The following is a 22,869-nucleotide window of genomic DNA, read 5'->3' on the forward strand; positions in this document are numbered from 1 at the left end:
GTTAGTGGTTTTTAGTTAGTTTTTATTTAATTGGTTAATTACGAGGTTGTTTAATTCTATTGTCTGTTTTGAAGACACCGAAAGAGATGTAAATGGCTGCTGCGGGAAAAAGATTTCGGTTATAACTTTTTCGCCATTATTGTAAAATATTTCAATAGATGTTTTATCCAGAATAATTTTAAAAGCACCCTCTTTTTGACTACCGCCTAAAGATGCTTTGGTAATCGTTGCAGCAAATTTTTCTGAGAAATCATTTTTTCCAGACTTTGAACGGTCCACAAATAAATAATGAGCTGCATTATTGATTCCGAATGTCAAAGACTCGCCTTTATCATTTGAAAGCATAAAAGTGTAGGTGTCCTGTTTTATGTTTTTTAGCTTAAAATCAATAATTGCCTTAGTTAAATCAACTTTTGCAGCTTCTGGAATAGAAAGATTACCTTTACCTTTTAAGCTTTTGCCTTTGATTGTTTTAGAAATATATTTATTGATTTCTTTTACAGGAATGCTAACCAGACTGAACTCATTTCCTTTTTTTATTAGCTGAATTTCTCTAGCGATCGTAGTGCTGCTTCTCCAGACATTTGTCGGTACATCTTGGGCATAATCCCAATTGGACATCCAGCCGATAAATAATCTTCGCCCGTCCGAGTTTGGAATATTATTCCAGGTTACACCGGCATAATTATCTTTTCCGTAATCTATCCAGACGGCTTTTTCCTGTTCTATTCTTTTGGCAAAATTTGGGTCTAATGTAAAAGCAGTTCCATCAAAATCTCCAATAAAATATTGCGTTCCAGAACCTCCATTTGCACCTCCTGGATTTAAGCTCTGAATTAAAACCCATTTGGTTTCATTTGTACCCTGCACTTTTATTTCAAAAAAATCTGGACATTCCCAAACACCTCCATGTGCCCCAATATTTTTCCCGAAATCAGATAAATATTGCCAGCTTTTTAAGTCTTTGGATTTATAAAATTGGGAACGGTCCTGCGCTGCTAAAACCATTATCCATTGTTTATGGGTTTCATCCCAAGTCACTTTTGGGTCACGAAAATCACGAATTCCCGGGTTTTTCACGACAGGATTTCCTTCCTCAAATTTCTGCCATGTAAAACCATTGTCATTCGAGAAAGCAATATCCTGCTGCTCAACATCAATTTTATTTTCTTTTTCCTTTGTCATATCATGCAGCGTATAAACCGCTACAATTGGCGCCGTATTTCCGATACCTAAACCTGATGTATTATTTATATCTACAACAGCACTTCCTGAGAAAATATATTTATCCTTATCCGGGTAAATTGCGATAGGCAATTCTTCCCATTGAATCAGATCTTTACTGACCGCATGCCCCCAATGCATTGGTCCCCATTTATTTCCATCAGGAAAATGCTGGTAGAATAAATGATATTTCCCATCTGCATAGAACATTCCGTTAGGATCATTCATCCAGCCTTTTTTGGGTGTAAAATGAAAATTAGGGCGGTACATTTGTTCCTCAGCCGAGGCTGATACTGAAACAGCAGTTGTTTGTGCAACAGCCGAGTACGGTATAAATCCCCCTGCTGAAAGGAGTATCGCACTATAGAATGCCAGCGGCAGATGTTTCTTTGATTTCATTTTTTTTGATATTTTTTTTGGTTAGATTTTCGCTTAATACTTCTAAAGAGATTCCTTTAGTTTCCGGCATCATAAAAATTACGAACAGGAGCTGTAATACCATCATTAGTGTAAAAATTAAGAATACGGCATCTGGTCCTATTTCTGAAAATAACATTGGAATTAAAGACGGAATAATCGCTGCCAGAACCCAATGCACTGAACTTCCAAATGCCTGTCCCGATGCACGGATATGATTTGGAAAAATTTCTGAGATGAAAACCCAGATAACTGCTCCCTGACCGATGGCGTGTGAAGCGATAAACAGGAAAAGAAAAATGGGTACTGATAATCCTCCCCAATTGTAATAAAATGAAGCAGAAACTAATCCTAAAGAAATGATATATCCAATAGAACCAATATACATTAACAACTTCCTTCCTAATCTGTCAATTAATGCTACTCCAATTAAAGTAAATATAAGATTGGTGATCCCAATGCCGATACTGCTTAATAAAGCCGTGTTCTGTCCTAAACCTGCTTCTTCAAAAATTCTGGGTGCATAATATAAAAAAGCATTGATTCCTGAAAACTGATTGAAAAAAGCAATTAAAAAAGCTAGGATTAAAGGGAAACGGTATTTCTTCATGAATATATTTTCATGTTTCGTCACTCCATTTTCTCTGGAATCATCCATAATGGAAGAAAGAGAGGCCGAGGGATCGATTTTAAGGAGTACTTTACGCGCTTCTTCATCACGGTTTCTGGACAGGAGCCATCTTGGACTTTCTGGAATTGTTATGATAAAAAGAATATAAACAACAGACGGAATAGCCTGAACCCCAACCATCCAGCGCCAAGCATTTTCTCCAATGTCTTTTAAAAAATAATTAGATATAAACGCGATTAAAATACCCAGAACAATATTAAACTGATACAAAGCAACCAATCTCCCTCGTTTTTCAGCTGGAGCAATTTCTGAAACGTACGCCGGAGCAGCAATGGTTGAAGCGCCAACACCCAAACCTCCAATAAACCTAAAAGCAGCAAAAACATAAGGATCATTGGCAAAAGCAGCACCAACTGCAGAAATGAAATATAAAATTCCGATCCAAAACAGTGTTTTTTTACGTCCTATTTTATTGGTTGGGATTCCTCCAAAAATAGCACCTACGACTGTTCCCCACAGTGCCATTGCCATAACAACAGATCCATGAAAAGCATCAGATGAATGCCAGAGAAGCTGTAGTTGTTTATCAGCTCCAGAAATAACTACGGTATCAAAACCGAATAGAAAACCTGCCAGTGCAGCAGTAACAGACCAAATCAATATCTTGTTCATTGTAGATGTATTAAAAACTTGTTGCTAAGATATCCGCAATAAAAACAACTTATTTTTAATGATGTTACAATTTTATTCTATAATTATTGATAGTTTGATATTTTTAAACTAAAAGCTTTATTTGCAAGGCTTTACATAATTTAAAACTTATTTACGAAAACCGTGTAGTTTCGATTTTGTTACATTAGGTTTAAAATTGATACCTGATTTGTATCAATTTTAAACCAATATTAATTTGAGGATTTGTATTCCTTTGGTGAAATTCCAAATTTATTCTTAAAAGCTGTAGAAAAATAATTGGGAGAAGAGAATCCCAGCGAGTAAGCAATTTCAGAAATATTCATATTATTTAACTTTAAAAGCTCTGCCGCCTTCTCTAATTTTACATTATTAATATGGTCGCTGATATTAATTCCGATAATTGCTTTTACTTTTCGATACAGCTGAACTCTGGAAACTCCAAGTTTATCGGCTAAATCTTCAACAGAGAATTTAGGATTTTCGACATTCTTTTTAATAATATCATTCATTTTGGTAATAAAGGATTGTTCCTGATTGCCAAATTTCGATTCAGGCTCAACACGATAAATATTATTAGTATAATAATAACGAAGTTTCTCTCTATTAAAAAGCAAACTTGATATAGATTGTTTCAAAATAGATAGGCTGAAAGGCTTCGTAAGATACTGGTCTACTCCGCTTTGCAATCCTTTCAAAACAGATTCTTTATTACTCTGCGCAGTTAAAATAATAATTGGAATATGAGAAGAACGAAGATCTTTCTTCAATTCTTTACTAATCTCGTAACCATCTTTATCTACTAAATTAATATCACAGATTATAATATCCGGAATAATTTCTAATGCTTTTTGAATCGCATCGCTTCCATCAGAATTATACACTACATATTCATTGGACAGTTTTGCTTTTAAAAAGTTAACCAAATCTACATTGTCTTCTATAATAAGTAGAGTGTGTTTCTCAGCATCAGAAATGGTGTTTGATTCTTTTAAATCGGGTTCTATATTTAAATTATCAGTAATTAAGTTTGGAATACTGGTTAGGTTCTCGGCTTTTTGAATAATTTCACCAGGCTGTAAATGACTGCTTCCTTTTAATAATGTAATGACAAATTCACTGCCCTGCTTGGATTTCAGTTCGATAATTCCTTGATGCAAAAGCACAAACTCTTTTGACAAATGCAATCCAATGCCTGAACTGTTTTTATTATTATTTGAGGCCCTGAAAAATGGATCAAAAACATTTGAAAGTTCATCATCAGGGATTCCAATTCCGGAATCTTTAAAATGGATCTGTACTGTATTATCCTGATTTTCGACAATTGAAATACTAATTTTACCATTATCGGGCGTAAATTTAAAAGCATTTGACAGCAAATTGAAATATACTTTGTCCATTAAACCGCGATCAATAAAGAGTTCCAGATTTTTGTTTTTACAGCTTAATTGAAAATCAATATTTCTTCTGGCAGCTTCGCCTTTAAAATTAGCCATCACCTCATTTGTGAAATCGTAAATTTTTGTACTGGAAGCCCTAAGGGTAAATTTTTGCTCTTCAATTTTCCTGAAATCCAATAACTGATTGATCAAACGCAATAATCTGTTTGAGTTTTTATGAATTAGTTTTACTTCATCGATAAGGGCAGTTCCCTTAATTTTTTCATTTTCAATCAGCGACTCTACATAACTCATAATCAAAGTTATCGGAGTTTTAAATTCATGTGAAAGTCCTGTGAAGAAATTGAGTTTTGCTTCATTGCTTTTAGCCGCAAGCTGAGCCATTTCCTGAATTTCATTATTCTGGTCAATAACAGTCTGATTAATTTTTTCAAGCTGTTTTTTCTTCTTTGAAATAGAAATAGTTGAATAAATGCTGTAAATAGTCAGACTCAAAATAATCACTAAGAAAAAACTCAGTAATCGAACCAGATTGTTTTGCGAAGCATATTCTCTTTCCTGAACTTTTATTGCTCCCTGCTGAGACTCAATAACTGTCTGCTGCTGATCGACTTTATCCATTTGATTTTCGATAATTTCAGCATTATTCTTATCTATTACGATCGTATTGAGAATGTTATTTTTTGCAACTGCTTCTTTATAATACATTTTTAAAGCCAGTTTCAATGCTTCATTTCCTCCTGTCGGATACAGCACTGTTCCGTCTAAAACTCCGTTTTTAACCAATTCTATTCCCCCATTCACTGTGTTGAGTCCGTCAACACCAATAAATTTAATTTTCTTTTCCAGTCCGGCAGTTTTGGCAGTTTCCCAGGCACTTAAAGCCATACGGTCATTATGGGCAAAAATATATTCGATATCAGGATTTTGCAAAAGAATCGCTTTTAGGGGCGCTTTAACTGACTCTTTTTCCCAATCACCAAATATGATTTTTTCAATTTTGAAACGTTTATTTTCTTTAATAATCTGATCAAACCCTAAACTACGCTCATACGCTGGTGAAGAACCGTTTGCTCCTGTTATTTCTATAATCTTACCTGAACCTTTACCGTGCGAAATAATATATCGCGCTGCAATTCTGCCAATTTCAATATTATCAGCTCCAAGATAAGCAGTATAGTTTTCTCCTTCAATTTTCCGGTCTACAATAAGAACAGGAATTCCGGCTTTTATTGATTTTTCTACAACTGCCGTCAAAGGTTTAGACTGGATTGGGGATACAATAATGACATCTACTTTATTAGATATGAATCCTTCAATATCTTCTATTTGCTTCTCGATGCTGTTATTAGCATCTTTTATAGTCAGATCGACTTCAGGCCGCAATGAGGCTTCAATTTTCATTGAGCTGTTCATCTGCTTACGCCAGTCATCAGTAGTCATGGCCTGAGAAAATCCAACTTTTATTTTATCACTCAGTTTTTGTTTACAGGAGATTAGACCTAATGACACTATAAAAAGTATCAAAGTATATTTTAAAAATTTATACATCGAAATTATGGGTTTATGTAAATAAAAAAATAAGTTCTTACAATACTTTATTGAGCCAGCTGCTTGTGAAAAAAATTAGGAAGGAATATTTTTACTATAACAAGCGGTAAGAAAATCTAATAATTAAAAAAGTAAAATTAAACTTTTATTTCATGTACACAAATGAGCGAATAATATATCTGATGTAAAATAATAATCATGCTTATATTTTACTCTATAAGATTTAAAAGTATAATAGTAAAAAGTCTAAATAAGGAGGGACATCCCGGTAAGTTTAGGATACTTACAAGTATAATTCGAGAATGTCATTTAGAAAAGGAGCGCCTGTTCGCATATAGTTAGGAATTATATTGATTGCAACTCCCAAATTAGTTTCACGTACTAACCAATCAAGTTCTTCCGGATTTTTAGGTTCTAATCTTTATAATTATTAATCTGGCACTTTCGATTCAAAAAAGCATTTTTTATACTGCAAATCAGTTAAACAGTATTTTCCAATTTAAACAATATTTGATTATCGTTTATAAATTACCTGCTAGGGCCACAATGAATAATGAAAAAGAAAAATATTCATAACTATCAGGTGAAATAAATGCTAATTTGAAACTGAAAAGTGCCGATTAAAATCTTAGAAAAAGTTTTTACATCACAAATATGAATGCATAAAAACCTTTGCTTTCGGGTAAAAATGTTATTTTATTTTAATGACAACTTTTCCTTTAGCCCTTCCGCTTTCTACATAAGACAACGCATCGTTTGTTTTTTCGAAAGGAAAAATTTTATCAACAATAGGTTTGATTACGCCAGACTCGATAAGTTTAGTAATTTCACTTAACTGCTCCCCATCTGCTTTCATAAACAAAAAAGAATAGTCTACGTTTTTATGTTTTGCTTTTTTACGGATACTAGAACTTAGTAATGACAGGAGAATTTTTACAAACCAAGGAGCTTTGATTTCTTTTGCAAAAACAGGTGTCGGCGGTCCGGAAATAGAAATTAGTTTGCCACCTGGTTTTAATATTCGCAGTGATTTTTCGAGTGTTTTCTGATCCTGACTATTTAAGACTGCATCATAATCACTCAAGATTTTTTCGAAATCACTGTTTTTGTAATCAATAACAATATCAGCTCCAAGTTTTTTTAATAAGCCGGTACTTTGAGCACCTGCCGTAGTAGCAACTACAGCACCCAAATGTTTGGCCAGCTGAATAGCAAAAGTTCCAACTCCACCAGATCCCGCCTGTATAAACACTTTTTGACCTGATTTTACTCCAGCTCTTTCAACCAAAACCTGCCACGATGTAAGCCCTACCAGCGGAATAGATGCAGCTTCTTCCATCGAAAGATTTGTAGGTTTCAGGGCGGCATCTTTTTCGTCAATGGCAATAAACTGGGCAAACGTACCTATTCGGTAATCTGAGACTCTCGCATAGATCTGGTCCCCAGTTTTAAACTTTTTTACATTCTTTCCTGTTTTTACAACTATTCCTGCCACATCATGACCTAAAATGAGCGGCAGTTTATAGGGTAGAATGAGTTTAAATTCTCCTGTTTTTATTTTAGAGTCTAAAAGATTGACACCTGCCGCATGGATTTCGACCAATATATCATTTTCTTTTACATCTGGTAAAGAAAGTTCTACACGCTGCAGACTTTGCTTTTTACTGTATTTATTAATTACAAATGCTTTCATTTTAGATGTTTTAAAGTTTAATTACTGCTTAAGGCAGCGTAGTTTTTTTAGAATTTACCAGATTGAAAGCCAGTTTTGGAAAAAACCTGCTAACAATAATAATTTAGAATTACCAACACGAATAGTAAATTGCTCTTTTTGATTCCAGAAATAAGAGCTTTTACTAACTGCTTTGGGTTTAGTTTTTTGTTTGCAATTGCGAATCTTATTCGGTCACTTCCGCCGCTTATAAATATTGTATTTGCTGTTTTTTTATTTCATAATTATTTAAAGTAATTTTATGTTTTTGGTTCTCTGATCAACAGATTGTTTTGTTTAAAATAAACTAAAAAGTCTATTTTAAATTATACTTTTTAGTTTATTTCATACTAAAAAAAATTAGATGACGTATTGTTCTAATTCAGACTTTAGACTTTTTACCAAACCCTGCATTGGTTTTGCAGTCTGCATAACTCTGCACATTACGATTCCCCCTTCAACAGAAGCTACCAATTTAAAAGCAAAAACAACGGGATCTAGTTTAGCAGAAAATTCTCCGTTATTAATTCCTTCTTGAAGCAGAGCGGTTAATTCCTGTTGACCTTTTTTAAATACTTTAGCCACTTTTTCTCTTATAAAGGGATAATTATCATCTGCCTCTACTGCAGTATTAAATATCGGGCATCCGCCTGAAATATAGGTATCAATAGGGTTTTTATAAAAATCTAAAAAGGCATGTATTTTGCCCTTCATTGTCTTTGAGCCGTAAACAGCAGCTCTTATTCTATCAGAAACCATCTTAAGAGATAAGTCAATTACTTGGTCCGACAAATCTTCTTTATTTTCAAAATGACCATATAAACATCCTTTGGTAAGCTTGGTCGCCTCAAGAACATCATCAATGTTAACTCCCGAAATGCCCTTTTCATTATAAAGAGGAACCGCGGTTTCTAATATGAATTGTTTTGTTTTTTCGGCCTTAGTCATCATTTTGAAATTAATTAGACAGCAAATATACTAAAAAGTATATTTCATACACGAAATTATAATAATTTATTCTTTTGAATTTTAGCCTAACTATGAATCACCTCTATGAAAAAATACCATATAACTAATCTATATTTTTATGACACATTATTAAAGTGAATTCATAACACTGTTTGGCAAAAAGCTAAGACTGTCTGTTTTTACCTTAAATAAATTATCCAAGACGATTTAAGAAAAAAGCTTCGATGGCAAATATGATATGATAAAACAATACCGGACAGTTATTCCATTTCAACAATCATTTCTGCTTCAATTACCATGTTTTGCGGAAGTGTATATACACCCACAGAAGTACGCGCATGCCTGCCCTTCTCGCCAAACACTTCAATTAATAAATCAGAAAAACCATTCATTACTTTTGATTGGTCAGTAAAAGACTCCGCGGTATTTACATAACCATTTACTTTTACTATGCGTTTTATTTTGTTCAGACTTCCAAAAGCACGTTTAAGTACCGCCAGCTGATTTATGGCTGTCAGCCTGGCGGCCTGATAACCTTCTTCGGTGGTGAGACTGCTCCCGACTTTTCCAGCAATGTATTTCCCGTCTGCTTTAAGCGGTCCTCTTCCCGACAGGAAAACCACGTTTCCAACTTTTACCATATCCACATAACTTCCTAATGATTCTGGTATTTGCGGCAATTGAATTCCTAATTGACTTATCTTTTGCTCTGGAGTTTGTGCTAACAAATTAAAACTCAATAGTACTAATGCAAGTGTTACTATATTTTTCATTATTTCCTTCTTATAATTATCTAAAAAAGAAAGTCATCTTTAAAAGACGACTTTCCTAATTTTTGTTTTTATTTATCTTATTATTTTATGAATTTGATCAATTCAGCATTAAATTTTGGAAGCTCTTCGATAAACAAGGCATGACCGCTTTTCTCGAATGGAACCAAAGTTGAATTGGCAATTGATTTGTGCATTTGTTCAGCTAATTCGTAAGAACAAATTTTGTCCTGTGTTCCGTGAAGTATAAGAGTTGGTATTTTTATTTTTTTCAAATCTTCTCTTAAATCTGTATCACGAAGTGCTTTCATAGATTCTCCCATTGCATATGGAGATGCCTGTGCCTGAATAGTTCCTAACCATGCACCTTGTCCTGCAGATACGCTTGTTTCATTGGCTGGGAATATTTTTCCGAAATTCTCAAACAATTGTGGTCTGTTAGTATTATTAAGGGCAATAAGACCGTTTACATCTTCTTTTGTCCAGAAACCGTAGTTAAAATCTGCTCTTTTTGTCCATAATGGAGCCGCTGCACCAAACAAAGCCAGTTTTGAAACGTGGGCTGCATTGTATTTGGCTACATAATGAATCACTGTTGCGCCTCCCATAGAGAATCCGCCGATTGTTGCTCCTTCAATTTTAAGTTTGTCTAGGATTACTTTGATATCATCTGCATAAACATCATAGTTGTACGCACCCCCCGGTTTGTCTGATAATCCAAAACCTCTTAAAGTAATTCCGATAACGCGATATCCTTTCTGGATAAGTTCTGCATATTGGTATTCATACATAGCATCACTTAATGGCCATCCGTGAATCAGTACTACTGGTTTTCCTTCTCCTAAATCCGTTACATGCAGTTTTACATTTTTCTCTACTTCAATATATTCTTCTCTTCCTAAACTTGCCGGTTTTCTTTGACTTTGAGCAAATACTGTTGATACAGCTAATAAAAAAATGGCGAAGCTTGTTGTTACGATTGTTTTTAAATTGGTTTTCATTTCTTTTAGGTTTTAATTTATTTAAAATTTTTATTTATCTCTGTCATTTCTTATTGACAGGACAAAATTGATAATTCTATGATTATAAAACAAATTAATAATTTTTAGTATGTATAAATTTTATTTATAATCTTGTTTAATCAGAACTTCAATTCATTTAGAGTTTCCATATGATTCAATCTTTTTTAAGCAGGAATGAATCACTAATTTATCTTATAATAGATTTTCAGTATAGTTTACTTTTTCAATACCAAGACAGGTTTTCCTTTTTCCACTATATATGTTGCCAGTTCCGAAGCTTTTGCATGACTGTTATTTCTTGCAGAGTGAACTACGCCAGCAGGGATAAAAAGTACTTCTCCGGCCTTTAAAGTAACAGGAGACTGACCTTCGACTTCATATTCCAATACGCCATCAAGAACATAAATAACTTCCTCTCCGGGGTGAGAATGCTTTCCAAAAGCAGTATGAGCATCAAAATCGATGCGTGCCTGAACTGTTTCATATCCTGGTACACTAAGATCGTAACGCTGCAAATCAGTACGTTTTATTCCTGATTGCTGGGCAGAAACAGTATTGGCAATAATCAATGCTAAAAGGCTAAGGGCAGAAACTGTAGTTGATGCAAAATTTAAAGTTTTCATGTTTAATCGTTTTAATTAATTTGTTGTTTTTGTTAATATTCTTGTCAAAAGTACCAAGGCTTTACTGGCATTGAAATGATAATATACCCCAAATGGACAAAGTGAGAAATGAAGTGGACAAAAGTGGAGTTATAATTATTATGGATTATAAAATTTTGTCGATTTAGCTGTGATAAGACTCACCTTCCTTCCATATTCCCACTATAGATAGAGAATCAGAAATATTAATAGTAGGATCACCTTTAACTAAAAGCAAATCTGCTCTCAATCCCTCAGCAATTGATCCTCTGTCTAATAAATTAAATCTTTTAGATGGTACTGATGTGGCTGCTCTTAATGCCTCAATGGGGCTTAATCCCGCTTCTACTAACAGCTGCATTTCATGATGAACACTCACACCATGTGCAAGTCCGCCCAAATGGGGCATCGGTACAGATACATCTGTTCCAACAAGTATATCTACTCCTGCGTCTCGTAAATCCCTCACGTTGTCAAAGTTATCTTTCATATTGCCTTCGGGAAAAGTATTGAAACAAGAACACATGGTCATTTTCCAGTCTTCATTTAATTTTTTCTCAACTCTTTCATCATGCGCAACATGACAGGCAGAATTACCTATAATCGATGAATTTAATACCAGACAAGGTGTTACGAAAATTCCCTTGGCCGCAATAGCTTCAATGAGTTCTTTGGTCCAATCTGGTCTGTCAATAAATAGATGTGCCAAGCCGTCGACACCAATTTCGACCGCTGTTTTGGCCGCTTCTGCCGTTAAAACGTGGGCTATTGCAATCTTATCTAATTTATGAGCTTCATCAACTGCTGCTTTTAATACCGGAGTTTCAATGACAGGTAAACCCGGTGCATTCATTACAGTTCCTTCCTCAATCATTATTTTAAAATAATCTGCACCATTATTTACCTGACGATGAACAAAATCTATTGCTCCGCTAATTGAGGTAACATCGGCACCTATTTCTTCTTCTTCCTTTTGAGCTTGGTGAGCAGCTAAAAAAATGGCCTTTTCTTCTTCACTCATTTTCTCCATTTCTTTTAACACGAATTCCGGAATACCATCACCTTTAGGAATAAGCTCGTCTGGATGACCGCCGGGAGCTGTTAGACCCATACCGGCAGAACGCACATCGGCAGCACCTGTAACTCCTTTTAGTTGGGTTTCACGTCCTTTACTGGTAAATCCTCCCATCATTTCTAATTCGGTAGTGATACCGAATTTTAATGCATCTTTTAAGAATTCTACGGAGGTATGCACATGGGCATCTATTAAACCAGGCAGCAGAGTACAGCCTGATCCGTCAATAACCTCACTTATGTCTTCTGGTAAGTCATTTAGAATGGAAGTAATTACACCGTCACTAAAGACAACTGTTTTTATACCAATTACATTTTTGCCATCAAACACATTTACATTGCTGATGGCTTTAGTTTTAATATTAGTCATTTTGAATTATTTAAATTAATTTTTAGGCAAAGTTATCTAGTCAATAAGGATTAAAATAACTACATTTGACACAATAATAGCTCTAAAAGGTCATTCTAATGAAATTACACTTAAAGGAAGAATTCGGTTTTTTAGCGGGTTTTGCGGATTTATTAGGTACAGAGGTAAAAAATGGAATATTAGTAATACCCGAAAATAAAGGGAAAGGCTATCTAAGAGGATTTAGATTAGACAATTCCATAAATATGCTTGTAACTTTTTATGAGTTTAATGACAATGTGGTTGCGAAAAGACTAGGAGGTCAAAATACACTGAATAGAATACTATTTTCTTTTAATAATATTTTTCCAGATACCGATTCAAAAAACAAATATTCAGGAAATCTTCCTTCAATTCAGATTTTTAAGGGAAAACTTAATATTGAAACATTCTATCCGGGTAGAACTAAATTCAACTCTATTTTTATTGGAATTGATTCCGATAAATTAGCCAAAACTCTAGGAGTGAATATTGACAATGAAATTTTCAGAAATATTATTACCAGCGAACAGTCGATCTTATTTGAAGAGCTGCTTTCGCCAAAAATTGAGCAGGTGGCTATGGAAATTATTCAGGCTGACATTCCAGCTTCCCTCAATGATTTCTTTTTTAAAATTAAAGCCGAGGAATTAATCTGTCTGACTTTAAAAGAACTTTTTAAAAGAGAAAATCCAACTACACATGCACTAAATCAAATAGATGTTCAAAAAATTTATAAAGTGCGAGATACAATCTTGAACAACATTGCTGCGCCTCCCGTTATAAAACAACTGGCATCAGAAGTAGGAATGAGCGAATCAAAGTTTAAAAGACTATTTAAACAAATTTTTGGGGACAGTTTGTTTAGCTATTACCAAAAATTCCGAATGAAAGAAGCAGCACGATTGCTAAAAGAAAATAAAATGACTGTGTCAGAGGTTGGCTTTAAGATGGGGTTTTCTAATTTAAGTCACTTTGCCAAGGTTTTTGAGGACCATATTGGAACCAAGCCAAAATCGTTCCAAAAAATCAAACAAAATTAAAGAGCAATGATGACTATTTCGATCAAATTGTAAAGCTTTAAATAAAATTAGCCTCTAAATTGTCTATTTAAACATCGAAATTGTCCACTTCAATTACTTATGATTATCTAATGAGAGCGTTCTGATGCAAATTTGCCCTGTTTAACAGCTTAAAATTTTAAAATCATGAATGCAAAAACAACAAAAATTATTTACTGGACAGGTGTTATCTTAACTTCTTTATGGTTTGGAGCCAGCGGTTTTTTCGAACTTACTACAAATCCTATTGTTTGGGGAATTACACAGCAATTGGGATATCCAGAACATTTCATCTACCTGCTTGGTGTGTTTAAAGCCGCAGGAGTTATCGTATTATTAATTCCAAATAAGTTACTGCGGTTGAAAGAATGGGTCTTTGCGGGTATTTTCTTTGATATAACTTTTGCGTTTTTTTCAAAACTCGCAGTACTAGGCTTTTCTGCAGTAACTGACGCTGTTATTGCTTTTATAATGGTAAGCATAACTTATTTAATGTTTAGAAAATTATACACTGTTCACTACATTACCCATAAAACTGAATAGATTTAGTATTTATTGGAATAGTAAAGCCTGAGATTATCTCAGGCTTTTTCGTTATAGAATTATGAGCTTTCTAACAAATAAATTTGAGCTTTTTAACAAAATACTCATCCCTGCTTCTGCCGTAATTTTGTACTGAACATTTAAATACAATTACAATGAATAAAACATGGTTTATTACAGGAAGCTCAAGAGGATTAGGACGTAATCTTACAGAAGCAGTTTTAAAAAGCGGTGATAAAGTTGTGGCAACGGCCCGCGATATCGATCAGTTAAATGATTTGAAAGCTCTTTACAAAGATCAAATCTTTCCGGTAGCCTTAGATGTTACTAACTATGAACAAGTGTATAGTGCGGTTAAAACGGCTGCAGAACATTTTGGAAGAATTGACGTCTTGGTAAACAATGCAGGATTCGGAATTATCGGGGCTGCCGAAGCTTATACCAGTGAGCAGGTCCGCAGTCAGTTAGAAACTATTTATATGCCCCAATTGAGATTACGCGTGCCGTCCTTCCTTATATGCGCAAACAGGGTTCAGGAAGGATTTTACAAATCAGTTCTATTGGCGGACGCGTTGGTAATCCAGGCCTAACGATGTATCAGGCGGCAAAATTTGGTCTAAGCGGCTTTACCGAAGCTTTGGCCAAAGAAGTTTCTTCGTTAGGAATATTGTTAACTAGTGTCGAACCAGGCGGTTTCCGTACTGATTGGGCTGGCGCTTCTATGTCTTACGCAACTGAAATAGAAGGCTACGAAATGGTAAAACAACGTACTGATTTTTTCAAAGGAGGACAATTTGTTGCTGTTGGTGATCCCGAAAAAGCAGCCAAAGTGATGGTGGATTTAGCGTCTCATCCAAACCCTCCTGTACACTTGGTACTAGGTAGTGAAGCAATTGGTATATTAAAAAATGCTGACCAAAAGCGAACAGAAGAAATGGAAAATTGGATGAATGTTAGTATATCAACAGATCATGATGAAGCAGGAAGCTTTTTTGATACCGCACAAGGAAAATGGTATACCAATAATACTAAAAAAGAATAATTTAAATACATTCTGTAATGGTCAGTACTAAATATTGCTGACCATTTTTTATAAATTTGTAATATGAACGATTCAAAAATAAATCAGAAAACACCAGCAATTGCTTATTCGTGCTATTATACCCAAAATCGCGAAGGTGAACAATTTGCTGCAGAACATGTTTTAAGTTTTCAGATTTCAGGAATACTTACTTTAAACAACGGCATCAGAGAATATATTTTCAAACCGGGTGATTTTCGATTTATCAAAAGGAATCAGCTTATAAAATTCAATAAACAGCCTGATCCTAATGCTGCATTTCAATCCATTTCAATTTATTTGAATCAGGAAGCATTGCGTGATTTCTCAATAAAACACAATCAAAAGACCAGTTTAATTAAAAGTCCTGAAACAGAAACTGTTTTTCAATTAGAAGAAACTCCACTGCTTAAAAGTTTAATGGGATCTTTGATTCCCTATATCAACGAAGATCAATTAATTACAGAAGAACTTCAAACTTTAAAAGTAAATGAAGCTATTACCATTTTATTGCAATGTAAACCCGAACTCAAAGATATTTTATTTGATTTTAATGAGCCAGGAAAAATTGATTTGGAAGCTTTCATGAAAAAGAATTTTCATTTTAATGTACAGTTAGACCGTTTTGCCTACCTAACTGGTAGAAGCTTGGCCACTTTTAAACGTGACTTTCAGCGTATTTTTGAAGTTTCTCCAAGCCGTTGGTTATTACAAAAAAGATTACAGCAGGCTTATTATCTGATAAAAGAAAAAGGAAAAACCCCAACTGAAGTCTATCTTGAAGTAGGTTTTGAAGACCTGTCCCATTTTTCATTTGCCTTTAAGAAACAATATGGATTATCTCCTTCGAAGGTCTTTTAATTTTTTTTGTTTTGGGTTTCAGGTTTCACGTTTTATGTCTAAAGTTCTGGTTTACAAGACATGTCGTCCGGATATCTATATAATCTTTCTTTTTGCCCGTTTGGCAACCTGAGCCAGAGGTTTCGGGACTGAAACTTGAAACTTAATCCGGAGTTTCAAAACATGAAACATGAAACAAAAAAACTAATCTTTACCTATTTTCCAGCCAGTTCAAAAAGGCGGTTGCTTTCTCTTTTCCTACCAACAATTTTTCTTCTGTTGGAATGGTTAATTTGATAATTAACTTACGAGAGAAATAATGTTCTGCCTCTCTAATTGCTGCAAAATTCACCAAATACTGCCTGTTGATCCTGAAGAATTGTATGGGCGATAACAGCTTATGAACCTCATCTAATGATTGTGTAATTTGATATTCAGTTTTATCAAAACACATGATGGTTGGAGTTTCATTTTTAATATAAAACAAAGCAATATTCTCGGTTAAAACTGTTTGGTATTTATTATTTTTAAAAACCAAAAAACTGCTTTTCCCTTTATTCTCGCCAGTTCGTGTCAATAAATACTCGAAATCTGGTATCATCTTTTTATTTCTTTGGAAGAAATTCTTCAGTTCTGCTGCTTTCTTAATAGCCTGTGCAATACTTTCTCTTGAAAATGGTTTCAATACGTAGTCAATTCCGTTTGACTTAAATGCCTCAATTGCATAGTCATCAAATGCGGTGCAGAATATTACTGGTGATACAACCTCTACATTTTTGAAAATTTCAAAACACAGACCATCTGCCAGCTGAATATCCATGAAAATAAGATCTGGCTGATCATTTTCTGACAGATAGCTCACGGCACCGTCTATGCTCTGTATATACGACAAAATTTGAGTATCAGGTCTGATGCTCAGAATAAGCTGCCCAAGCGCTTTGGCTGTTTTTACCTCATCTTCAATTATTATGATAGTCATAGATCATTGGTATTTTTACTTTAAATATAGTTTCGGTTTTATCAATTTGAATTTCCTTATGAATTAAATGCATAAGTCGATTATTGATGTTATCCAGACCAACACCTGTTGACAAAACACCTCTTTTGAGCTGTATTGGATTTTCAATAACTAAAAAATCGTTCTCTGAGTATAACCTGATTCGCAATGGTTTTTCAAGGGAAACCACGTTATGTTTGATGCAGTTTTCTATTAATAACTGAACAGTAAAAGGGGGAACTACAGACTCGTATTGTTTTTGATCCACTTCATTTATCAGAACAAATCCATCTTCAAAACGCGCTTTGAGCAGAAACACATAAGAATCTAAAATTTGAAGTTCTTCTTTTAAGGGTATTAAATCTAACTTTCGGCTTTCGAGTGTAAAACGGTAAAAATCAGATAATTTTAAAATAAAGTCAGCACTCTGCGGATCCTGAATTTCTACCATAGATTTCAGCGTATTGAGGCTATTAAATAAAAAATGGGGATTTACCTGCTGTTTCAGTAATTCGTACTGCGCTCCTAGATTAACAGCATGCGTGCGTTCTAATTCCAGTCCCATCTTCTGGGTCTGATAGTTTTGAAAAAGCAGATGCAGAAACATATAAACAATCAGATTAATTAATACGCCCCGCAATTCAAACATGATTGGAGCATCCATTTTAGAAATCTGAAAAAGTTCCTGATGCCCAATTACCAGGATGACCATAATTAGAATCCCCAATATCACACTTAGTAAAAGTTTCCAGTTAAACAAACTTTTATTGGTACGCTGCGACGAGAATTTTGGAAGGCTGTAAATATTATAATACCAAATAAATATAGAGAACATTAAGGTAATCGAAGAATTGATGACAATATCTCCAGGAGTTGATCCAGCGTCAAATAACTTTGGTATCGAAGCAAGAACCGCCAATGCTATAGAACTTCCCCAAATCACCTTTCGGGAAACGTGAAAGTTTTTTACTTTTTCCATATATTTTTTATGTGTTTTTAGATCTCGCTTTGTCAAAGATAGGATATTTTGAAAGTATTTTTTAATCCCTAAAAAAATCGGAACAAAATATTTCTGTTCCGATTTTATCTTTAGTAAGTTCAAATTTCAAAGCCAAAGTGCCTTATTCTCCTGCATTAACAACATGATATTTTCTTTTATAATAAGATCACTTTTATTACGCTTAAAACTTTTGGTACGTTTTTCTTCCGGCATTTTACTGCAACAGGATAAGCTTAAAAAAACTGTTTTCATAAAATCGGAGATTGTTGTAACACAGCTCGTGATGCTCCCATAACACTTCCTGTATTATTGTCCTGAATAAAACCAATCACTTCAAAATCTTTTGTATTAATTTTTTTTGGCAGATGAATCCATACTATTCCTTCTTTATCTTTTAAAGCTGACGACTGTAAATGACGAACAATTTGATAATGCGATAGAATGCGGTTAGCATTCTCCCCTCTTTTTACATTGCTTTTAGCTGTTTTCTGAACAATTGCAAGTAATAAGCTGCTATTTTTAAAAACGCCTTCTATATTGTAATTTACTTTAAGATTATTATTGGCCTGGGTACCTTCGAGAAATAATTTGACAGCAGCAGGTTTTGAAAGTGCAGACTTGATTCCGTTTCTAACAATAGTTTCCTGCGAAGCAATATAATCAGTTTTTCCGTTTACAACCAGCTGTGGTGTATAAATTGGTTCTTTTCCCAGAAATTTTGCATAATCGTACTGCCTTTTGGTATAAGCTGAATTGCTAAAGACATCTTTCCATCCTTGCCTGTCCCAATAATCGACATGATAAGCCAAAATATAAACCTCATGGTTTCTATATTCACTTTGGATTCTTCCCATCAGTTCATCTGCGGGCGGACAGCTTGAGCAGCCTTCAGAAGTGTATAATTCTAATAAAGCAAAACCTTTCTCTGCTCTTTTATCTGGATTTTGCCCTAACACAGCCATTCCTATTAAAAGCATCAATGTGATGAAAACTGGTAATAATTGTATCTTTTTCATGATGTAAATTGACTATAATAAGCCTCATTCGAAGAGACTTTGATTTTAAATGTTTAAAGGATATTAATTTCAACATTAATATTTCCTCTTACTGCTTTAGAGTAAGGACAGGTCTGATGTGCTTCATCCGCTACTTTTCTTGCTGTGTGAGGATCTAGACCTGGCAGACTAATATTCAATCTTGCCTGAAGAGAATACGCGCCTTCTGCCACGCACAAGTCTACTTCAGCATCTACCGAAGTATCCGACGGAAGTTTAATATTTAACTTTGAGGCGGCAATTCCCATTGCACCAATAAAACATGCTGACCAGCCTGCCGCCAAAAGTTGTTCCGGATTTGTCCCAGAACGTGAAGAACCTGGAGAACTAAGTTTAATATTCAATTGTTCATCTGAACTTTGTGATGCTCCTTCGCGGCCGCCGGTCGTGTGTGTCCTGCCTGTGTATAAAATTTTTGTTTCCATAATTTTTTAATTGTGTGTTGTGAAATGTTAATTGTATGTTCTGCTTGCTTTTTACTTTATTTATTTTTTACTTAAATTATCGACGTCTATAATTGCTTTTGCAAATGCCTGTGGATCTTCTTGAGGAACATTATGTCCGATGCCTTTGAGGATTCTGTGTTCATATTTTCCTTTGAATTTGTCTGCGTACGCTTTTCCATCGGCGAAAGCACCGTCAAAATCGCTTCCTATTGTAATAGTAGGTACTTTAATTGCAGGTCTTGCGGCCAAACGTTTTTCTAAACTATCGTATTTAGATTCTCCCGCTTCAAGTGATTGTCTCCATCTGTAATTATGAATAACGATTGCTACGTGGTCCGGATTATCAAAAGACTGCGCCGTTTGATCGTAAGTCGCTTTATCGAACTTCCATAATGGCGAGGCTATCTGCCAGATTTGTTTATTAAACTCGTAGGTATTTTGAGTGTATCCTAATTTTCCTCTTTCTGTTGCAAAGTAATATTGATACCACCATCCTAATTCTGCTTTTGGAGGCAGCGGTTTTAAATTAGCTTCAAGATTTACAACCAAATAACCGCTGACAGAAACTAATCCTTGTAAACGTTCAGGCCAAAGTGCCGCCATAACAACCGCTGTCCTAGCTCCCCAATCAAAACCTCCAATAATGGCTTTATCAATTTTAAGCGCATCCATCAAAGCAATAATATCAGTTGCTAATGCCGCTTGCTGTCCGTTTCTAAAAGTATCTTTCGAAAGGAATGTCGTAGTTCCAGATCCCCTTAAATATGGAGTGATTACTCTATAGCCTTTTGCTGCTAAAATAGGAACCACTTCCTTATAACTGTGAATATCATAAGGCCAGCCGTGGAGCAGTATTACAGTAGTTCCGTTGGAAGGCCCAGCTTCAGTATAGCCTACGTTTAATAAACCAGCATTAACTTGTTTTAATGTTCCCAAAGCAGGACTTATTGTTACTGCATTTGGTTTCTGGTTTTCTGATTGTGCATTGACAGCATTAAAGCTTAAAAAAAGAGCAGTAATTAAAAATACCTTAGAAGTTAAAGCTGTTATACGGTTGGTGATTTTTGATATTGTTTTCATAATCCTGATGTTTTAATCATTTACCTATTAGTTAATTTATTAGCCAAAAGTATGGCTGCAGTTCCGCTTTTAAAATCAGAAAATATCCCAAACGGACAAACTAGGGCGTGAAATGGACAGGCTTAAATTTGAAAATTCTATATAAAAAAATAACCTGCAGGTGCAGGCTGATTTAAGAAAAAAACTAAATGATTAAAAAGGAAAAAGAAAGCTCTAAAAAAGCATTGCCATAAGGATATGCAACGCAATAAGCATCAAGAAGAAAACAAAAGTTATTGAAATCAGTTATGAGTACAAAACTGACTTATTGATTCTGTCTCGAAAAAATCACATCGTTAATAGTAATGATTTGTGAAATTTATAATCCATATCTGCCAAGATTTGAATGGCGGTATGTGTTTTTTCACATAGATAATGAAGTCACGTACAATTAAAAAGCACACCTGTACAATGCTATAAACAAATTAGTTATAACAAAAGAACTTCACCAGAGAACTGCCTATAATATTTCATCAAGGACTGATTTTAGTTCCTCAAATGTATCAGGCTTTGAAATATATTTTACGATCGTATCGTTTTTTAAAAGCCAGGGAATCATAATATGCTCATCTGGTGTTGAAAACATTACCACTTCAATATTTGCCAGCCTGTCATAACTGCGTAGACGGCGTATAAATTCCAGCCCATTTATAAAAGGCATATTATAATCCAGTAATATCAAATCAGGAAGTTTATCAGTAGAATTGAGTTCTGAAAGCGCTTTTATAGGATTGCCCGCAGTGCGGCAGTTCACTTCTTTATTCAGAGAGCTGATGGCATCCATAAAATTGGTAATATCGTCATCATCATCATCCACAAGAAATATCTCTTTTCTTAACATATAATCTAATTTAATAATCTATAATCTTGACAACAGTTAATAATAACCTTAAATATAAGATTATTTTTAATTAAAAGACAAAGAAGACACAAAAAACTCCCTTTTGATACAAGAATAAAAAAAATACTCAGGTTTTTGTCTAATCCTTGTACTAAACAATCAACCTGAGCTATTTTTCCGTACTTCACTGTTCAAAATAAGATAAAAACACTTAAAAGAAATATTATATACTATTAATGATAATGAATATGAGAACCCCAGCACTGAGCTGAAAAATTCGATTTACTTAAATAAAAGCGGTGCTAATTTATGGAAGCTTCTGCGCCAAGTCAAAAATTCGTGTCCTGTATTTTCTGAAACATAAGAGACCGCATTGAATCCCGCCTCTTTCAAAGTTTTTACAGCAGTTTCTACATTCTCTGGTCTTTCTCGACTTCCACAGCTTATAAAAACCAGCTTTACTTTTGATTTATCTTTAATCTCTTCTGGCTTATAAATACCTCCACTTAGAAGTGCATATTGAGAAAAAACTTCAGGCCTATTAAGGGTAATAGAATGTGTTTCCATTCCACCCATCGACAAACCAGCCATGGCACGATTGGCCTGATTAGGAACTGTACTGAAATTTGAGTCAATATAAGGAATTAACTCTTCTACAAGAACAGTCTGAAACGGTTCTATCTTGAAACTAGCCAGACCTCCGTATTTAACATCATTTGTCATGCCATATGCCATGACGATAATAAATGGCTTTATTTTACCTTCAGCAATCAAATTATCCATAATTAAATTTACACGTCCCTGATTGCTCCAAGCCGTTTCGTCTTCTCCCCATCCGTGCTGTAAATACAAAACAGGATATTTGATGTTTTTATCTTTATTATACCCAGGTGGTGTGTAAACAAAAGCTCTACGTGAGGTATTGGTGCTTTTTGAAGGGAAAAGAATCTGCTGTACATTTCCGTGAGGAACATCTTTCAATGCATAAAAATCCTCATCATGCGCTGGTATTTCTATACCACTTTCCCAACGGGTAGATCCAAAAAAGTTAAGTGCACCTGGATCATTAAAAATTCCACCGTCAACAGTTACATGATAATAATGAAACCCTTCATCCATTGCACCTGCCGTGGTGCCTCTCCAGTAACCATCCTGATCTTTTGTTAGAACCGTTCCTCCTTTTGCTCCTCCTAACCCAAGGCTTACTACAACTGATTTAGCCTCGGGAGCTAAAATTTGAAATCGTGCATAACCTTGAGAATTGACTTTTGGGTATTCCTGCCCAGGCTGATTTATTGTTGATGGTTTAAAATCTTCGATAACAGAAGCTGGGTTTGTCTGTGCAAAACCTGCAGCGCCTATCAAAACAAATATCCATATTATAACACCTGCTAATTGTTTCATATCTTTACTTTTAAG

21 protein-coding genes are annotated in these 22,869 nt (G+C 34.6%); 5 read left to right on the top strand and 16 right to left on the bottom strand.

Annotated elements, in window-relative coordinates; genetic code table 11:
- Nucleotides 1-15: 15 nt before the first annotated feature.
- The 9 genes from ASE40_RS16120 to ASE40_RS16160 all read right to left on the bottom strand — a co-directional run bounded on the left by ASE40_RS16120 (nt 16) and on the right by ASE40_RS16160 (nt 12,470).
- A complete protein-coding gene (locus ASE40_RS16120) occupies nt 16-1,623 on the bottom strand; it encodes a glycoside hydrolase family 32 protein (RefSeq protein WP_057118114.1) in 1,608 nt (535 codons plus the stop codon).
- The gene (locus ASE40_RS16125) at nt 1,586-2,944 is read right to left on the bottom strand and encodes a sugar porter family MFS transporter (RefSeq protein ID WP_057118115.1); all 1,359 of its coding nucleotides are present in this window, start codon (nt 2,942-2,944) and stop codon (nt 1,586-1,588) included. The genes ASE40_RS16120 and ASE40_RS16125 overlap by 38 nt, the downstream gene beginning before the upstream one ends.
- 230 nt (nt 2,945-3,174) lie before the next feature.
- A complete protein-coding gene (locus ASE40_RS16130) occupies nt 3,175-5,913 on the bottom strand; it encodes a substrate-binding domain-containing protein (RefSeq protein WP_057118116.1) in 2,739 nt (912 codons plus the stop codon).
- 691 nt (nt 5,914-6,604) lie between these two features.
- Nucleotides 6,605-7,606, bottom strand: a complete 1,002-nt coding sequence (locus tag ASE40_RS16135; protein ID WP_057118117.1) for an NADP-dependent oxidoreductase — start codon at nt 7,604-7,606, stop codon at nt 6,605-6,607.
- 378 nt (nt 7,607-7,984) lie between these two features.
- Nucleotides 7,985-8,575, bottom strand: coding sequence for a TetR/AcrR family transcriptional regulator (locus tag ASE40_RS16140; RefSeq protein WP_057118118.1), 591 nt, complete (start codon nt 8,573-8,575; stop codon nt 7,985-7,987).
- Between the two features lie 278 nt (nt 8,576-8,853).
- A complete protein-coding gene (locus ASE40_RS16145) occupies nt 8,854-9,366 on the bottom strand; it encodes a RidA family protein (RefSeq protein ID WP_057118119.1) in 513 nt (170 codons plus the stop codon).
- 80 nt (nt 9,367-9,446) lie between these two features.
- A complete protein-coding gene (locus ASE40_RS16150) occupies nt 9,447-10,364 on the bottom strand; it encodes an alpha/beta fold hydrolase (protein ID WP_057118121.1) in 918 nt (305 codons plus the stop codon).
- A 236-nt stretch (nt 10,365-10,600) separates the two neighbouring features.
- Nucleotides 10,601-11,008 carry a cupin domain-containing protein gene (locus tag ASE40_RS16155; RefSeq protein ID WP_057118122.1) on the bottom strand — a complete coding sequence of 136 codons (408 nt, stop codon included), beginning with the start codon at nt 11,006-11,008 and terminating at the stop codon, nt 10,601-10,603.
- Between the two features lie 163 nt (nt 11,009-11,171).
- The gene (locus ASE40_RS16160; RefSeq protein WP_057118124.1) at nt 11,172-12,470 is read right to left on the bottom strand and encodes an amidohydrolase family protein; all 1,299 of its coding nucleotides are present in this window, start codon (nt 12,468-12,470) and stop codon (nt 11,172-11,174) included.
- A gap of 98 nt (nt 12,471-12,568) precedes the next feature.
- Here ASE40_RS16160 and ASE40_RS16165 point away from each other — a divergent pair, with 98 nt between their 5' ends.
- The 5 genes from ASE40_RS16165 to ASE40_RS16180 all read left to right on the top strand — a co-directional run bounded on the left by ASE40_RS16165 (nt 12,569) and on the right by ASE40_RS16180 (nt 16,013).
- The gene (locus tag ASE40_RS16165) at nt 12,569-13,531 is read left to right on the top strand and encodes an AraC family transcriptional regulator (RefSeq protein WP_057118126.1); all 963 of its coding nucleotides are present in this window, start codon (nt 12,569-12,571) and stop codon (nt 13,529-13,531) included.
- A 165-nt stretch (nt 13,532-13,696) separates the two neighbouring features.
- Nucleotides 13,697-14,092, top strand: coding sequence for a DoxX family protein (locus ASE40_RS16170; protein ID WP_057118127.1), 396 nt, complete (start codon nt 13,697-13,699; stop codon nt 14,090-14,092).
- Between the two features lie 155 nt (nt 14,093-14,247).
- A complete protein-coding gene (locus tag ASE40_RS22510; protein ID WP_262487381.1) occupies nt 14,248-14,682 on the top strand; it encodes an SDR family NAD(P)-dependent oxidoreductase in 435 nt (144 codons plus the stop codon).
- Nucleotides 14,610-15,134, top strand: coding sequence for an SDR family NAD(P)-dependent oxidoreductase (locus ASE40_RS22515; RefSeq protein WP_262487382.1), 525 nt, complete (start codon nt 14,610-14,612; stop codon nt 15,132-15,134). Before ASE40_RS22510 ends, ASE40_RS22515 begins: the two co-directional genes overlap by 73 nt.
- Before the next feature lie 63 nt (nt 15,135-15,197).
- On the top strand, nt 15,198-16,013 hold the full coding sequence (locus ASE40_RS16180; RefSeq protein WP_057118129.1) for a helix-turn-helix domain-containing protein: 816 nt from the start codon (nt 15,198-15,200) through the stop codon (nt 16,011-16,013).
- A gap of 190 nt (nt 16,014-16,203) precedes the next feature.
- Here ASE40_RS16180 and ASE40_RS16185 read toward each other — a convergent pair whose 3' ends face one another.
- From ASE40_RS16185 to ASE40_RS16215, 7 genes are all read right to left on the bottom strand, one after another.
- Nucleotides 16,204-16,971, bottom strand: coding sequence for a LytR/AlgR family response regulator transcription factor (locus ASE40_RS16185; protein WP_057118131.1), 768 nt, complete (start codon nt 16,969-16,971; stop codon nt 16,204-16,206).
- Nucleotides 16,952-17,968 carry a sensor histidine kinase gene (locus ASE40_RS16190; RefSeq protein ID WP_057119789.1) on the bottom strand — a complete coding sequence of 339 codons (1,017 nt, stop codon included), beginning with the start codon at nt 17,966-17,968 and terminating at the stop codon, nt 16,952-16,954. The genes ASE40_RS16185 and ASE40_RS16190 overlap by 20 nt, the downstream gene beginning before the upstream one ends.
- A 269-nt stretch (nt 17,969-18,237) precedes the next feature.
- Nucleotides 18,238-19,005 carry a DUF1223 domain-containing protein gene (locus ASE40_RS16195; protein ID WP_057118133.1) on the bottom strand — a complete coding sequence of 256 codons (768 nt, stop codon included), beginning with the start codon at nt 19,003-19,005 and terminating at the stop codon, nt 18,238-18,240.
- 53 nt (nt 19,006-19,058) lie between these two features.
- A complete protein-coding gene (locus ASE40_RS16200; RefSeq protein WP_057118135.1) occupies nt 19,059-19,469 on the bottom strand; it encodes an organic hydroperoxide resistance protein in 411 nt (136 codons plus the stop codon).
- Nucleotides 19,470-19,529: 60 nt separating this feature from the next.
- Nucleotides 19,530-20,570, bottom strand: a complete 1,041-nt coding sequence (locus ASE40_RS16205; protein ID WP_057118136.1) for an alpha/beta fold hydrolase — start codon at nt 20,568-20,570, stop codon at nt 19,530-19,532.
- Nucleotides 20,571-21,069: 499 nt separating this feature from the next.
- A complete protein-coding gene (locus ASE40_RS16210) occupies nt 21,070-21,450 on the bottom strand; it encodes a PleD family two-component system response regulator (protein WP_057118138.1) in 381 nt (126 codons plus the stop codon).
- Nucleotides 21,451-21,732: 282 nt separating this feature from the next.
- Nucleotides 21,733-22,854, bottom strand: coding sequence for an alpha/beta hydrolase-fold protein (locus tag ASE40_RS16215; protein ID WP_057118140.1), 1,122 nt, complete (start codon nt 22,852-22,854; stop codon nt 21,733-21,735).
- Nucleotides 22,855-22,869 lie beyond the last annotated feature (15 nt).

Origin of the sequence: Flavobacterium sp. Root935 (assembly GCF_001429295.1) — a bacterium.
Lineage (GTDB): Bacteria > Bacteroidota > Bacteroidia > Flavobacteriales > Flavobacteriaceae > Flavobacterium.